Below are 14,976 nucleotides of genomic sequence, written 5' to 3'. Positions count from 1 at the left end.
GGTCCGTCCCGGGTACCCCTCCTCAGGCGTCCAGTGCGATCTCGCTCCACACCTGTTTGCCGCCGCTGACGGGGACGCTGCCCCAGGCCGCCGACACGGCCTCGACGAGGAGGATGCCGCGTCCTCCGGTGGCCTCCCAGCCGATGTTGGTGGGTTTGGTGGGGGTCCGGGGCGAGGTGTCGGAGACGGAGACGCGCAGCCGCCTGCCGACGAGAGTGAGGTCGAGGCGGACCTGGCCGCCGGTGTGCACGAGGGCGTTGGTGACGAGCTCGGAGACGACGAGCAGGGCGGTGTCCATGGCGTCCTCGGGGACGCCCCAGACGCGCAGGGTGCGCCGGGTGAAGCGGCGGGCGTGCCGGGAGGCCTCGGGGACCCGCCAGACCGTCCAGCCCTCCCTGAGCGGGTGGGTGGCCATGCCGTCGTAGCGCAGCAGGAGCAGGGCGACGTCGTCGCTGCGGCGGGCGCCGCCGAGCAGGGCGTCGGCGACGAGGCCGAGGTGGGCCGGGTCGGAGACGGCCAGTCCGTGGGCGAAGTGGGCCATGCCCTCGTCGATGTCGGCCTCGGTGGACTCCACGAGTCCGTCGGTGGTCAGGGCGATCAGGGTGCCGGGCTGCAGCCGCAGCGGGGTCATCGGGAAGTCGGCCTGGGCGACCACGCCGAGCGGGGGGCCGCCGTCGGACTCGACGATCTCCGTGGTGCCGTCCGGGTGGCGCAGCACCGGCGGCAGGTGGCCGGCACGCACGCACCAGGCGGTGCCCTCCTCCATGTCGATGTCCACATAGGTGCAGGTGACGAAGAGGTCGGTCTCCAGGTCCATGAGGAGCCGGTTGGCGTGAGCGACGACGACGTCCGAGGGGTGGCCCTCGACGGCGTAGGCGCGCAGCGCGGTGCGCATCTGGCCCATGAGGGTCGCGGCGGCGGCGCTGTGTCCCTGGACGTCGCCGATGACCAGGCCGACCCGGTGGTCGGGCAGCGGGATCACGTCGTACCAGTCGCCGCCGAGCTCCAGGCCCGCGGTGCTGGGCAGATAGCGGGCGACGGCGACCGCGCCCGGCAGTTTGGGCAGCCGGCGGGGCAGCAGCTGGCGCTGCAGCATGCCGACGAGTTCGTGCTCGGCGTCGAGGGCGTGGGCGCGCATCAGGGCCTGCCCCGCGAGGCCGGCGGAGGCGGTGAGCAGGGCGCGTTCGTCGGGGTCGAAGTGGTGCGGAGTGTCCCAGCCGATGAGGCAGGCGCCGGCCATGCGGCCCGCGGCGGGCAGCGGCAGGACGGCGAGGCCGCCGGGGCCGACCTCGGCGAGGGCGGGTTCGAGGACGGTCCCGGCGGGCCAGATCTGGGCGCGGCCCTCGCGCAGGGCGGTGGCCAGGGTGGGCATGGCCCGTACGGGTGCCTCGGGCCACTCGCTGCGCCATTCCAGGCGCCACAGCTCGGGCCAGGACTCCGGTTCGGGCGGGTCGAGGACGGTGACGACGAGCCGGTCGTTCTCCAGCTCGGCGAGGGCGATGCGGTCGGCCCTGAGCGGGGCGCGGAGGGCGGAGACGACGGCCTGGCTGACGTCGCGGACGGTGCCGGCCATGGAGAGCGCGGCGGCCAGGCGCTGGACGCGGGCCACGTCGGTGACGTCGGAGCGCAGGGTGGAGGCGTCGGCGACGGTGCCCACGAGCCGGGCGGGACGGCCCTCGCCGCCGGCCAGCATGCGGCCGCGCAGCCTGAGCCACTTGGGCGGCCCCGTGGGCTGGAGGATGCGGAACTCCAGCTCGCGGTCGCCGATGGACATGTGACCGGCCTCGAACAGGGACATCAGCGAGGGCAGGTCCTCGGGGACGGTCAGGCCGAGCAGGGTCTCGATCTTGCCGTCGAAGGCGGCCCGGCTCATGCCGAACAGCTCCAGGAGCCCGTCGCCGACCTCGACCCGGCCGGTGTCCATGGCGAGGCTGAACGCGTGGGAGCCGAGTTCCGCGCCCTCCGGGGCGGCCACGGGCAGGGGGCAGACGATCGCGTCGGCGATCAGTTCGAGGCACTTGCGGTCCTCGTCGTCGAAACCGTGCGGGTCCTCGCCGACGGCGACGAGACAGGCCCGGCCGTCGTCGCCGTGCGCGGGCAGCACGGCCAGGTGGAAGTCGCGCCGGGCCACCCTGCGGGACTCCGCGCAGGCGGCGAGCTCCTCCGGGCCGAGGAAGAGGGGCCGGCCCGAGCGGTGCGCGTCGGCGGGTGGGGAGCCGCCGGAGCCGGGATAACTGTCGCGCAGCCCGTAGACCGTCCGGGGGACACCGGCCGACTCGACGAGGTACAGCACGTCCCCGTCCTCACCGGGCGTGTACACGGCGGCGAGTGTCGCCCCGGCGAAGACCAGCGCCTGTTCGAGGACACGGCGCAGCCTTTCCGGCGATTCGGGACCGTCCGTGATCGATGTCAGGGCATTTTCGGCACGCAACGCTCTCGTTCTGCGGCCCGCAGCGCCCTCACTCACCACGTTCGCCATTAGAGCGCTAATACGGCACGTGCGCAGCCCCTGTGAGCGTTCCGTGGAGCGACCGCGGTGGCTGTGCTCGAAACCCTTCGAACACTTCTTGACGCATGCGTTTCGCACGGTGATCTCGTGACAGCCGTGACTGTCCGTGGCCGCCGCCCCGCTGGAAGGCTCTGTGGTGGGCCAAGGAGGGGGACGCATGGACAAGCGCTACGAGGTGTACGCGCTCGCCGACAGACACTTCTACGAGACGCCCGACCGGATCTCGGCCGGCGAGGCTCCCGTCTACGAGACGGCGCGCCGCGCGGTGCCGGACGGCTGGGACGCGGCACGCATCGGCGACTGGCTGACGCTCACGCCGCTCGGCCCGGACGGAAAGCCGGCGCCGGGTCCGTCGCAGGGCTGGAAGATCCACGCCTCGGCCACCCGGGCGAACGCGGACCGGATCGCGGCGATCGTGTGGGACTACTGCGTGCCCCGGCGCATCGCGTTCAAGTTCGTGCCGGGCCCGCATCTGCTGCACCTGCGCAACACCAAGTACGCGGCCCGCGACACCAGCGGCAAGTTCGTCACGATCTACCCGGCCGACGAGGAGCAGCTGCACGACGTGCTCCGTGAGCTGGGCGAGCTCCTGGAGGGCTTCGAGGGGCCGTACATCCTCACCGATCTGCGCTGGCACGAGGGTCCGCTCTATGTCCGCTACGGCGCGTTCGCGCGCACCTTCGTCGTCGACGACCGGGGCTCGCTGGTGCCGGCGGTGCGGGACGGCGAGGGCACGCTGGTGCCGGACCGGCGGGAGCCGTCCTTCCAGGTGCCCGAGTGGGTGACGCTGCCCGCCTTCCTGGAGCCGCATCTGGAGGCGCGCAACACCACGACGGTCGGCGAGCTGCCGTACAAGATCGAGAAGGCGCTGCACTTCTCCAACGGCGGCGGGGTCTACACGGGCACCGACACCCGTGACGGGCGCAAGGTCGTCCTGAAGGAGGGCCGGCCGCACGCGGGACTGGCCGCCGACGGGGCGGACGCGATCGCCCGCCTGGAGCGGGAGAAGGACGCCCTGGAGCAGGTGGCGGGGACGGGCGTGGTGCCCGAGGTACGGGACTGGTTCACCCTCGGCGAGCACCGCTTCCTCGTCATGGACTTCCTGGAGGGGCGCCCGCTGAACTCGTTCTTCGCCGAACGGCATCCGCTGCTCACCCCGGACCCCGATCCGCAGGCCGTCGCCGACTACACGGCGTGGGCGGTGCGGATCCACGGGGCGGTGGAGCGGGCGGTTCAGGCGGTGCACGCGCGTGGGATCGTCTTCAACGACCTGCATGTCTTCAACATCATGGTCGGCCCCGACGAGGAGTCGGTGTCCCTGCTCGACTTCGAGGCGGCGGCGCCGGTCGAGGAGAACGGCCGCCAGGTGGTCGCCCACCCCGGCTTCTTCGCACCGCCGGACCGCAAGGGCATCGACGTCGACCGCTACGCCCTGGCCTGTCTCAGGATCGCCCTGTTCCTGCCGGTGACCACGCTCTTCGTGGTGGACCGGGGCAAGGCTGCCCATCTGGCCGAGGTGATCCTGCGGCAGTTCCCGGACGTGCCGAAGGAGTTCCTCGACGAGGCGGTCGCGGAAATCACCCGGGACACCGGCGGCGAGCGGACGGCCGTCCGTGTCGAGGCCACGCCGTCCTTCGTCGAACCGGGCGACTGGCCGCACAGCCGCGACTCCATGGTGAAGGCGCTCCTCGCGTCGGCAACCCCCGAGCGCGAGGACCGGCTCTTCCCCGGTGACATCACGCAGTTCAACGACGGCGGCGGCCTCGGGCTCGCGCACGGCGCGGCCGGGGTGCTGTACGCGCTGGACGCGGTCGGCGCGGAGCGGTACGAGGAGGGCGAGCGCTGGCTCCTGGCCCGCACCGCTCCCCCGCCGACGGGCACTCCGCTCGGACTGTACGACGGTCTCGCGGGCGTCGCCCACGTCCTGGACCGGCTCGGCCACCGGCAGCGCGCCCTCGACCTGGTCGAGCGTGTCCTCGCGGAACGCTGGCAGAACCTCTCGGCCGACCTGCACGGCGGTCTGGCCGGGCTCGGCCTGGTCCTCGGTGAACTGGCCCGCACGACGGGCGAGCCGGAGCTGCGGGAGCGTGCCGCCGAGGCCGCCGACGTCCTCGTGCGACGGCTCGCGCAGCCCCTCGCGGACACTCCCAAGCGGCGCCGGGCCGGGCTGCTGCGGGGGTGGACCGGGCCCGCGCTGTTCCTGCTGCGGCAGTACCAACACACCGGTGAGCCCCTGCTGTTGAGGGCGGCCGAGGTGGCGTTGCGCAGGGACCTGGAGTGCTGCGTGACGCATCCGGGCGGCTCGCTGGAGGTCGACGAGGGCTGGCGCACGCTGCCCTACCTCGGCGAGGGAAGCGCCGGCATCGGGATGGTCCTGGACGACTACCTCGCCCAGGGCGCCGACACCGAGGGCGAGTTCGAGCGGGCCCGGGCCGGGGTGCTGACCGCCGCCACCAGCCGCTTCTACGTCCAGCCCGGTCTCTTCCAGGGCCGTGCCGGGATGATCCTGCACCTCGCACGCACGGACACCCCCGGCGCGACCCGCGAGCGGCTCGCCGAACAGATCGACGGGCTCGGCTGGTTCTCGATGGACTACCAGGGCCAACTGGCCTTCCCCGGCCACCAGATGATGCGGCTGTCGATGGACCTGGGCACCGGAACGGCAGGGTGCCTGCTTGCGCTCGGCGCGGCCCACGCGGCCCCCGGCGACCCGACAACCGCACACCTGCCGTTCCTGCCGCCGCTCGGGCGGCCCACAGAACGCGGTTCCGCGATGTGACGGAGCCGTGAACCCAACCCCGTCCCCACGGGTGGACGACACCGAGGAAAGGAAACCGAGATGGCACTTCTCGACCTGCAGACGATGGAGTCCGACGAGCACACCGGCGGCGGCGGCAACAGCACCCTGAGCCTGCTGTCCTGCGTCAGCGCCGCGAGCGTCACGCTCTGTCTCTGACAGACATCGTGCGCCCATGACTCCGGGCGGTCCACTCCCGCGAGGGAGGGGCCGCCCGGGGTCCTGCGCACCTCGGGAAGGCCGCCGTATGACGACTCGCACCTCGACGCCGGCCGCGCAGGGCCTCCTGGGCCCGGCCCCCGTCCGCTGTCTGGTCCTGTGCCTGGTGAGCACGGCCGCGACCGGCGCCGGACTGCTGCTGCCCGCGGCTCTCGGCCGCACCCTGGACCTACTGCTGGCGCACGCGCCGGCGACCCGCTGGATCCTGTACTGCGCCGCACTGGTCCTCCTCGTCGCCCTGCTCGACGCGGCGGAGACCGTCCTCGGCGGCACCCTCGACGCCCGCACCACCGCCTGGCTGCGCCGCCGTCTCACCCGGCACGTCCTGGCCGTCGGCCCGCGCGCCACCGCCCGCTTCGGGCCCGGAGACCTCGTCGCCCGCCTCGTCGGCAACGCCGCACAGGCCGGCACGGCACCGCCCGCCCGCGCCGCCCTGCTCGCCGCGCTCGCCGGACCGGTCGGCGCCGTCGTGGCCCTCGGCCTCATCTCCCCCTGGCTCGCGGCCGTGTTCCTGGCCGGAGCGCCGGTGCTCGCTCTGCTGCTGCGCGCCTTCGCCCGGGACACCCGGGAATGCGTGACGCGCTACCAGGAGGTGCAGGGGCGGATGGCCCAGGCCCTCTCGGAGGCCGTCGGCGGCCACCGCACCATCCTGGCCGCGGGCACGGAGGACCGGGAGACGGCCCGCATCCTGCGCCCGCTGCCCGAGCTGTCCGAGGCCGGTCACCGCATGTGGCGGGTGCAGGGCCGGGCCTCGGGCCAGTCGGTCGCCGTGGCCCCGCTGCTCCAGCTCGGTGTCGTGGCCGTGGCCGGGGTCCTGCTCGCCCGGCACCGGGTGACGGTGGGCGAGGTCCTCGCCGCCTCCCGGTACGCGGTCCTCGCGGCCGGCGTCGGCGTCCTGGTGGGCCGCCTCGCCGGCCTGGCCAGGGCCCGGGCGGCGGCCGGACGCCTGGACGAGGTCCTCGCGGAGTCCCCCGTCCGACACGGCGAACGCCGGCTGCCGCCCGGTCCGGGCCGCCTCGAACTGCGCGGCGTCACCGCCCTGCGCGGCGCACGTGCCGTGCTCGACGGCGTCGACCTCGTCGTACCGGGCGGGACGACCCTCGCGGTGGTGGGCCGGTCGGGGGCGGGCAAGTCACTGCTCGCCGCGATCGCCGGGCGGCTCGCCGACCCGGACTCCGGAGAGGTCCTGCTCGACGGGGTGCCGCTGCGCGAGCTCACCCACGACGAACTGCGCCGTGCCATCGGCTACGCCTTCGAACGCCCCGCCCTGCTCGGCGGCACCGTCGAGGAGGAGATCGGCCTCGCCCTCCCGTCCCCCTCCCCCACCCGCGTCCGGGCCGCCGCCCGCACGGCCCACGCGGACGACTTCGTGCGCCGGCTTCCCGACGGGTACGACACCCTCGTGGCCGACGCACCGCGCTCCGGCGGGGAGTCCCAACGGCTGGGCCTGGCCCGGGCGTTCGCGCACGGCGGCCGACTGCTCATCCTCGACGACGCCCTCTCCAGCCTCGACACGGTCACGGAGGCCCGCATCGCCGAGGCCCTGGTGAACGGCGGGGCGGGCGGCACCCGCCTGCTCGTCGCCCACCGCACCGCCACGGCCGCCCGCGCGGACGCGGTGGCCTGGCTGGACGGGGGCCGGGTACGGGCGCTGGGGCCGCACGAGGAGCTGTGGCGGGCGCCGGAATACCGGGCGGTGTTCGGGAGCGGGCCGGAGGGGGCGGACGGCTGGGACGGGGGGCCGTCATGAGCCACGGCTCGGCAGGCCGCCGCGCCCGAGGCCGACGGGACGACGGGACGGCGGAGGCAGGACACCGTGACTGACGGGATCTACACGCGCGGTCTCCGGTTCCTGCGGGCCCGGTGGCGGGTCCTCGTCCGGCTCGGCGGGTGGTCCGTACTGGAGACCGGGCAGACCTTCCTCACCGGGTACGCGCCCGCCCGTGCCCTGGACGAGGGGTTTCTGGCCGGGCGGGCCGGCGTCGGGCTCGGCTGGCTCGGGGTGGCCGCGGTCGGGGTGCTGGTCGGCGCGTACGGGACCGTGCGGGTGTACGCCGCCGTCGCCGCGCTGGTCGAGCCGCTCCGGGACGTGCTGGTCGGGCGGGTGGTGGAGCGCGGGGTGCGGGAGGCGGACACGGGGGCGCTGTCCGGGCTGACCCAGCAGGTGGAGATCGCGCGGGACACGTTCGCCGGGCTGGTGATGGTGTCGCGGTCCTTCGTGTTCACGGCTGTCGGCGCGGCCGTCGGACTGGCCTCGCTCGACCCGCTGCTCCTGCTGGTCGTGGGGCCGCCGCTCGCCGCCGGACTGGGCCTGTTCGCGGCCACGCTGCGGCCGCTGGCCCGCCGTCAGGAGGAGTTCCTGGTCGCCGACGAGGCGCTGGCCGACGGTCTCGGCAGGGTCTGCCCAGGGCTGCGGGACATCACGGCGGCCGGTGCGGAGGACCGGGTCGACGCCGGCACCGGGCGACTTGTCGACACCGAGCAGCGGGCCGCGTACTCCCTCGCCCACTGGTCCGTCCTGCGCGTGGTCTCCCTCGCCGTCGGCGGCCAGCTCCCGATCGTCCTCCTCCTCGCCTGCGCCCCCTGGCTGCTGGCCCGCGGCGTCACCACGGGCGCCCTCGTCGGCGCCCTCGCCTACGTCACCCAGTCCCTGCTCCCCGCCCTGCGCAACCTGGTGCACGGCCTGGGCACGAGCGGCTCCCGGCTGGTGGTGGTCCTGCGGCGACTGGTCCGCGAGCCCGCCGCCGACACCGACACCGTAGCCGTGGCCGCAGGCGCTCCCGCGGAGCCGGACGCGCCCGACGACGAGACCGGCGACGGCCCCACCGACGCACGGCCCGCCGACCGGCCCGGCGAGCCGGGCCACCGCCTCGCCCCGCACACCCCCGCCCTCTCCCTCACCTCCGTCTCCTTCGCCTACGGCCCCGCCGCCACCCCCGTCGTCGACCGCCTCGACCTCGCCCTCCCGCCCGGCGCCCACCTGGCCGTCGTAGGCCCCAGCGGGATCGGGAAGTCCACGCTCACCGCTCTGATCGCCGGTCTTCTCCAGCCCACCGGCGGAAGCATCCGGCTGTGCGGGCACCCCGTGCCCTCCGCCGACGCGGCCGCGCTGCGCGTGCTCATCCCGCAGGAGGCGTACGTCCACAGCGGCACCCTCGCCGAGAACCTCGGGCACCTCAGAGCGGGCCCGGTGCCCGAGCCGGAGCTGCTCGCGGCGGCCCGGGCGGTCGGGCTCACCCCTCTGCTCGAAGCCCTGGGCGGACCCCGGGCGACCGTCGACCCGGCCACGCTGTCCGCCGGTGAGCGGCAACTCGTCGCGCTCACCCGGGCCTATCTGTCGTCCGCCCCCCTCGTCCTGCTCGACGAGGCCACCTGCCATCTGGACCCCCGGGCCGAGGAGCGCGCCGAGCGGGCCTTCGCGAACCGGCCCGGCACCACGCTGGTGGTCGTCGCCCACCGGATCAGCTCGGCCCGTCGCGCCGGCCACGTGCTACTGATGGACGGCCCGCGGACGGCGTACGGCACCCACGAGGAGCTGGTGCGCGACTCACCCGCGTACCGCGAACTCGTCGGCGGCTGGACGGCCGTTCCCCCCGAACGGTCAGAGCCAGCCCTGCCCCTGGGAGATCCGGATCGCGTCGATGCGGTTGCGGGCCCCGGTCTTGCGGGTGATCGCGGCCATGTAGTTGCGCACGGTTCCGTGGGACAGGCACAGGTTCCCCGCGATCTCCGGGATGGAGGCGCCCTCGGCCGCGAGGGATAACACGCTCAGCTCCCGTCTGGTCAGCGGCATCTCCGCGGCCTGGAGGAAGCCGAAGCCCAGCGAGTCATCGACGAAACGTTTCCCCTCGGCGACCCGGCGGATCCCGTGCACGAGCCGCTCGGGCGCCGCCCCCTCCTTGTCGACGTACCCGAGCGCCCCCGCCTCGACGGCCCGCTTCAGCAGCCCCGGCCGGTTGGCGCTGGCCATCACGAGAAGGCGCGGCGGACTGCCGTCCGGCTCGCGCCCGGATAACTCCCCCAGCGGCGGGATGCCGTAGGCGTCCGAGCAGTCGAGGTCGGCCACGCAGACGTCGGGACGTACGGAACGCAGACGGCCGGGCGCGCTGTGCCACGGGGTGTCGAACACCCCGAGGTCGGGTTCCCGGCGGAGCCACTCCGCCAGGGCCGATCTCACCAGACACGCGTCGTGCACCAGAAGCACCCGGATCACTGCTCGTCCCCCTCGACTCACCCTGCTCGGTTCCGTGGCATGAAACGCGTGCCCCATTGTTCGGGTCCCGGACCGCCCTGGGGCGCGGAGAATTGGCCATCAGGGTGCGCGGGGGCGCACGAGCGGCGCCCGCGTGCCGTGGCGCGCTTCGACTGTGGGGGCATGGTCCCGGACCGAAGGGGTACGCGGCCGTCCTCGCCGTCGCACGGGCACCCGTGTGCCCGCACACGGAAACGCTCGCCGTGCGGGACGCGCCCTGAGGGTGGAGATTTGATGCCTGGGGACCCGGCACGCGACAGCGGCGCGCGCTCCTTGTGGGACGCGCCCCCTGCGAGGAGGTGGTCGGCGTGTCCGACGGGCATATGTCCCCGGCGCCGACGGGCGCCCGGACCCGGGTCGGACGGCCGCTGCTCTCCCTCGCGCTGGCGTCGATGATGGACGAGGTGCACGCCCACTCCGGCGCGGTGTATCTCCTGGCCGCCGACGAACCCGTACTGGAGATGGCGGTGATGGCGGGCCTGCCGCGGGCGTTCGCCGCGCCCTGGGAGCGGGTCGGCCTGAGCGCGCCGATCCCGGTGGCCGAGGCGGTGCGGGAGCGGCGGCTGGTGTGGGTGGGCGGCGAGCACGAGATGGCGCGCCGCTATCCGCGGATCGCCGTGGTGCTGCCGTATCCCTTCGCGCTGGCCGCGGTGCCGGTGGCCACCTCGTCCAAGGTGTACGGAGCGGTCTTCGTGACCTGGCCCGGCTCGCACCCGCCGGAGCTGTCGGACCGGGAGCGGGACCATCTGACCGCGGCCTGCGGGCGGCTCGCGATGCGGCTGGAGCGGGCGATCGAGGACAGCGTGGCGCCGCACGCCGAACCGGATCTGCTGGGCGCGGCCCACGTCGGAAGCGCGGCCGGGACGCTGGGCACGGTGGAGGCGGCGCGGATGGTGGCGAGGCTGCCGTACGGACTGTGCTCGCTCGATCTGCACGGGCGGATCTCCTTCGCCAACGCCGCGGCGGCCGAGCTGATCGGCGTCCCGGTCTCCCGGTTGCTGGGCTCGCAGCTTTGGGCGGCGGTGCCCTGGCTCAACGACCCGGTCTACGAGGACCGTTACCGGGCCGCGCTGCTCAGCCAGCACAGCACGTCGTTCGTGGCGCTGCGGCCGCCCGGAGACTGGCTGTCGTTCCGGCTGTACCCGAGCACGACCGGGCTGAGCGTCCGGGTCAGCCGGGCCCGGGCGGTGGCGGAGATGAACCGGGCCGGGCCGCAGCCCGGGGACGCGCCGTCCCGGCTGGTCACCATCTCGCAGGTGCTGAGTCTGGCCGGGGCCCTGACCGAGGCGGTGGGTGTGCAGGACGTGGTGCAGCTGGTGGCGGACGAGATCGCCCCGGCGGTGGGGAGCCGGGCCCTGGTCGTGCTCGGTTCACGCGCGGGACGGCTGCACGTGCTCGGCCATCGCGGGTATGCGGACGCGCGGGTCGTGGAGCGGTTCGACGGACTGCCGCTGACCGAGCCGACACCGGGCACCCATGCCCTGACCACCGGCGTGCCCGCGTTCTTCGAGTCCCGCGAGCAGTTGGAGCGCCTGTATCCGGGGCGGCACGCCACCCCCGACGGGTTCGCGGCCTGGGCGTATCTGCCGCTGATCGCCTCCGGGCGCCCGGTGGGCACCTGTGTGCTGGCCTACGCAGAGCGGCATCCCTTCCCCGCGGACGAGCGGGCGGTGCTGACGAGCCTGGGCGGGCTGATCGCGCAGGCCCTGGAGCGGGCCGTCCTGTACGACGCCAAGCACCGGTTGGCGCACGGTCTGCAGGCGGCCCTGCTGCCGCACACCCTGCCGTCGCTGCCCGGCATCGAGGCGGCGGCCCGTTATCTGCCGGCCACGCAGGGCATGGACATCGGCGGCGACTTCTACGACCTGGTGCCGGTGGACGGGCTGGCGGCCGCCGTGATCGGGGACGTGCAGGGCCACAACGTGACGGCGGCCGGGCTGATGGGGCAGATCCGGACCGCGGTACGGGCGTACACGACCGTCGGCCAGTCGCCGGAGGAGGTCATGCGCTCGACCAACCGGCTGCTGATCGACCTCGGCGCCGAGCTGTTCGCCAGCTGCCTGTATCTGCGGCTCGATCCGCAGCGGGGGCGGGCGGTCATGGCCCGGGCCGGGCATCCGCCGCCGCTGCTGCGCAGGCCGGACGGCCGGGTGCGGGTGCTGGATCTGGCCGGGGGTCCGCTGCTGGGGATCGACAGCTCGGCCGTGTACCCGACGACGGAGGTGGATCTGACGCCCGGTTGCGTCCTCGCCCTGTACACGGACGGCCTGATCGAGTCCCCCGGCGTCGACATCGAGGACGCGCTCGCCGATCTGGGGCGGCAGCTCGCCGAGGCCGGTGACCGTCCGCTCGACGAGCTGGCCGACGAACTCGTCCGGCGTGGCGCGGCCGCGCGGGAGCGGATCGACGACGTGGCGCTGCTGTTGCTGCGCGCCGACGGCTGACGGCTGACGGCTGACGGCTGACGGGGCACAACGCGCCGGTCCGGCCCTCCCGCCGGAGGGCCGGACCGTTGCACCTGCCCGGGCCGGAACCGCGGTGTGGCCGGGAGGTGGTCATAAGGCCTGCGTCGGCAGCGGCGGGTGTGGGGGGACCGCTGCCGACGCGGCCGGTTCAAGGTGTGGTGCAGGACGGACGGGGTCAGTTGTGCGACTGGCCAGCGGCATCGCCCGCCGCAACGCCGGTGCCGTTGCCGGTCTCCTGACCGTTACCGGCTTCTTGGCCGCCGATCACGTCACCGCCGGCCTGCTCGCCGCCGACCTCCTGGCCTGCGCCGGCCTCGTCACTGGGGCTCGCACTGGCGTCGCCACCGGCACCGGCCTCGTCACTGGGGCTCGCACTGGCGTCGCCACCGGCACCGGCCTCGTCACCGGGGCTCGCGCTGGCGTCGCCCGCTCCGGCCGCTCCGCCGCCGGCCTGGTCGCCGCCCGCGCCGCCGGCCGCGTCACCCGCGCCGAGGGTGGCGCCGACCGCCTGGAGAGCGGTGGTCACCGGCTGGAAGAAGGTCTCGCCGCCGACGGTGCAGTCGCCGCTGCCGCCGGAGGTCAGGCCGATCGCGGAGCCGTCCTGGGTGAACAGCGAGCCGCCGCTGTCGCCGGGCTCGGCGCAGACGTCGGTCTGGATGAGCCCGGTGACGGTGCCCTCGGGGTAGTTCACGGTCGCGTCGAGTCCGAGGACCTGGCCGTCGGCGAGGCCCGTGGTGGAGCCCATCCGGAAGACCTGGGCGCCGACCTCGGCGTCCGCGGCCTGGCTGATCGCGACGGTCTGGCCGCCGCCGACGTTGACCTCGCTGGGCGCCACGGTCGCCGGGTCGTCGTACTTGACGAGGGCGAAGTCGCCGTCACCGGGGAAGGTGGCCTGGTCGACGGTGGCGATGGGCTGGCCGTCCTGGGTGTCCGACCACTGCTGGGCCGCGACCCCGCAGTGACCGGCGGTCAGGAAGGCGGGGCTGCCGTCGCCCGCGGTGACGTTGAAGCCGAGCGAGCAGCGGGCGCCGCCGCCGAAGATGGCGTCACCGCCGGACACGAAGGTCTTGAAGGTGCCGGCCGACTTCTTCACGGTCGCCATGTCGGAGCCGAGGCTCTTCACGGTCGACTCGAGGGTGTTCCACTTGTCGCCGGTGACGGTGCTGTCGGCGGTCACGACGATCTTGTTGGCACGCGGGTCGACGGCCCAGGCGGTGCCCGGGATGGTCGCCTGCTGCTTCAGCGTCTGCGCGCCGGCCGCCAGTTCGGGGAGGCTGTTCTCGACCTCGCGGACCTTCGCGCCGGCCTTCTTCGCCTGCACGACGACGTTGCTGTCGCCGGATATGACGTTCACGACGAGCTGCTTGCTGTCGGCGTCGTAGTAGGAACCGGCGAAGGCGTCGCCCAGCGCCTGCTCGAGCTGCGAGGCGAGGTCCGAGGCGTCCGTCGCCTTCAGAGTCTTCGGCGCGATGGCCGCCGCGTCGTTCGACGAGCCGCCCTGGGACGCGTTGGCGTTGGGCAGCAGGATCGCGGCGGCTCCGAGCGCCACTACGGTGCCTGCCGCGAATGCGGCCTTGCGCTTCGGAATTCGCTTGTGACTCAAACTTCTCGACCTCCTGGGGGACCGGAGTCTGTAACCGCCGTACGGCAGTCGGTTGTTCGGGGCGCCTGGATGGCCATGGGTACGCATGGTGTGCGCGGGGCGTTCAATGCCGTTTCTTTGCGCCCCGATTGCCACGCCGATTCGGCCACGGGCCGTGCCGGGTGGGCGGCGGGTGGGAACACTGGTCACAGGGGTTGGCTCGGGCGGGCAGGGCGGTGTCGGGCCATGCCCCGATGACCGCCGCCGACGCCGCGTTCGGATGTCCTGATCGAGTCGGTCGTCACCAAGCCGGTCCGACACGCTCAGCAAGCGGACGGCAACGGTCCGTTGTGAATGCCGTCCCGAATCCCCTCTTCAGCGAATCTGCACATCGAATGCGCAACCAGGTCACCGGGACCGGGAGTTCTGCACAAGTGCGGACCGCCGCCCACGTCATTGGCGAGGTGTGTCGCATTCGCCATGGCGACGGCAAGGGCCCGTTCACGCCGCCGCGACATCACTTGTGAAGAAGTCGCCACCAAGGCGTGCGCAGGCCCACACGGATAGGGGCTTCTGTGACTCAAGTTGCCTGGTGAGACGGGTGGTTAATTGGAAGGGCGGAGCCGCAGCGTGCTTTGATCCATCGCACCGCAGGGCCGTTGGGTTTCCCGGAAACGGGATCCGGCGCCATGCGATTGCGGCCGTCATCTGTCCCCAGAGGGGGCCGCTCCCCCCTTGTGAAATACCCATACGAAGGGAAGTTCCATCATGAACTCCACCCCCCAGGTTGAGACCGTCGAGATCTCGGACGCCGACCTCGACAACGTCTCCGGCGGCCTGCAGCTGAACGCCCTCGGCACCGTCACCGGCCTGGTGGACGGCGTTGCCCCGGTTTCCGGCCTGGTCAACACGGTCGTCGGCACGGTCGAGGGTGTGACCGGCCTGAACACCGCCCCGGTCACCGGCCTGGTCGCCGGTCTCTGATCACGTTCTCCGTGATCTGATCACTGTCATGTGGTCGACCCGTCCCGGAGCCGCACACCGGCGGTTCCGGGACTCTTGGGTGCCGTAATGCGGCCGGCTCGCGCGAGTCGGTCCTTTGTCGTGGGCAGAATTCGCCGCTTTCGCAGAATTCGCCGCATTCACAGCGTT

The 14,976-nt window shown here is 73.7% G+C and carries 8 protein-coding genes and 1 pseudogene; 6 read left to right on the top strand and 3 right to left on the bottom strand.

What is annotated here, in order from left to right:
• Positions 1–22: 22 nt before the first annotated feature.
• Entirely contained in the window at positions 23–2,479 is a 2,457-nt protein-coding gene (locus ACIRP7_RS06865) for a SpoIIE family protein phosphatase (protein ID WP_403654793.1), read from the bottom strand.
• 187 nt (positions 2,480–2,666) lie between these two features.
• Between ACIRP7_RS06865 and lanKC the strand changes: the two genes are divergently transcribed.
• The 4 genes from lanKC to ACIRP7_RS06845 all read left to right on the top strand — a co-directional run bounded on the left by lanKC (position 2,667) and on the right by ACIRP7_RS06845 (position 9,288).
• Complete coding sequence (gene lanKC, locus ACIRP7_RS06860; RefSeq protein ID WP_403654791.1) at positions 2,667–5,288, top strand: class III lanthionine synthetase LanKC; 2,622 nt, start codon at positions 2,667–2,669, stop codon at positions 5,286–5,288.
• 60 nt (positions 5,289–5,348) lie between these two features.
• On the top strand, positions 5,349–5,465 hold the full coding sequence (locus ACIRP7_RS06855; protein ID WP_020117173.1) for a SapB/AmfS family lanthipeptide: 117 nt from the start codon (positions 5,349–5,351) through the stop codon (positions 5,463–5,465).
• 88 nt (positions 5,466–5,553) lie between these two features.
• Complete coding sequence (locus tag ACIRP7_RS06850; protein ID WP_403654789.1) at positions 5,554–7,275, top strand: ABC transporter ATP-binding protein; 1,722 nt, start codon at positions 5,554–5,556, stop codon at positions 7,273–7,275.
• A gap of 66 nt (positions 7,276–7,341) precedes the next feature.
• Positions 7,342–9,288, top strand: coding sequence for an ATP-binding cassette domain-containing protein (locus ACIRP7_RS06845; protein WP_403654787.1), 1,947 nt, complete (start codon positions 7,342–7,344; stop codon positions 9,286–9,288).
• Here the strand turns inward: ACIRP7_RS06845 and ACIRP7_RS06840 are convergent.
• Positions 9,211–9,495: pseudogene (locus ACIRP7_RS06840) on the bottom strand (LuxR C-terminal-related transcriptional regulator); the annotation flags it as partial. The gene ACIRP7_RS06845 and the pseudogene ACIRP7_RS06840 overlap by 78 nt on opposite strands.
• 581 nt (positions 9,496–10,076) lie before the next feature.
• Between ACIRP7_RS06840 and ACIRP7_RS06835 the strand changes: the two are divergent.
• A complete protein-coding gene (locus ACIRP7_RS06835) occupies positions 10,077–12,221 on the top strand; it encodes a SpoIIE family protein phosphatase (RefSeq protein WP_403654785.1) in 2,145 nt (714 codons plus the stop codon).
• Positions 12,222–12,417: 196 nt separating this feature from the next.
• Here the strand turns inward: ACIRP7_RS06835 and ACIRP7_RS06830 are convergent, their stop codons facing one another.
• On the bottom strand, positions 12,418–13,845 hold the full coding sequence (locus ACIRP7_RS06830) for a S1 family peptidase (RefSeq protein ID WP_403654783.1): 1,428 nt from the start codon (positions 13,843–13,845) through the stop codon (positions 12,418–12,420).
• A gap of 747 nt (positions 13,846–14,592) precedes the next feature.
• On the opposite strand from ACIRP7_RS06830, the gene ACIRP7_RS06825 reads away from it, so the two are divergent.
• A complete protein-coding gene (locus ACIRP7_RS06825; RefSeq protein ID WP_020117167.1) occupies positions 14,593–14,808 on the top strand; it encodes a hypothetical protein in 216 nt (71 codons plus the stop codon).
• Positions 14,809–14,976: the final 168 nt, after the last annotated feature.

It is taken from the genome of Streptomyces sp. NPDC102270, from assembly GCF_044766405.1.
Classification (GTDB): domain Bacteria; phylum Actinomycetota; class Actinomycetes; order Streptomycetales; family Streptomycetaceae; genus Streptomyces.
The sequence above is the reverse complement of the archived record's forward strand: the minus strand, read 5'-3'. Positions and strand labels throughout refer to the sequence as shown.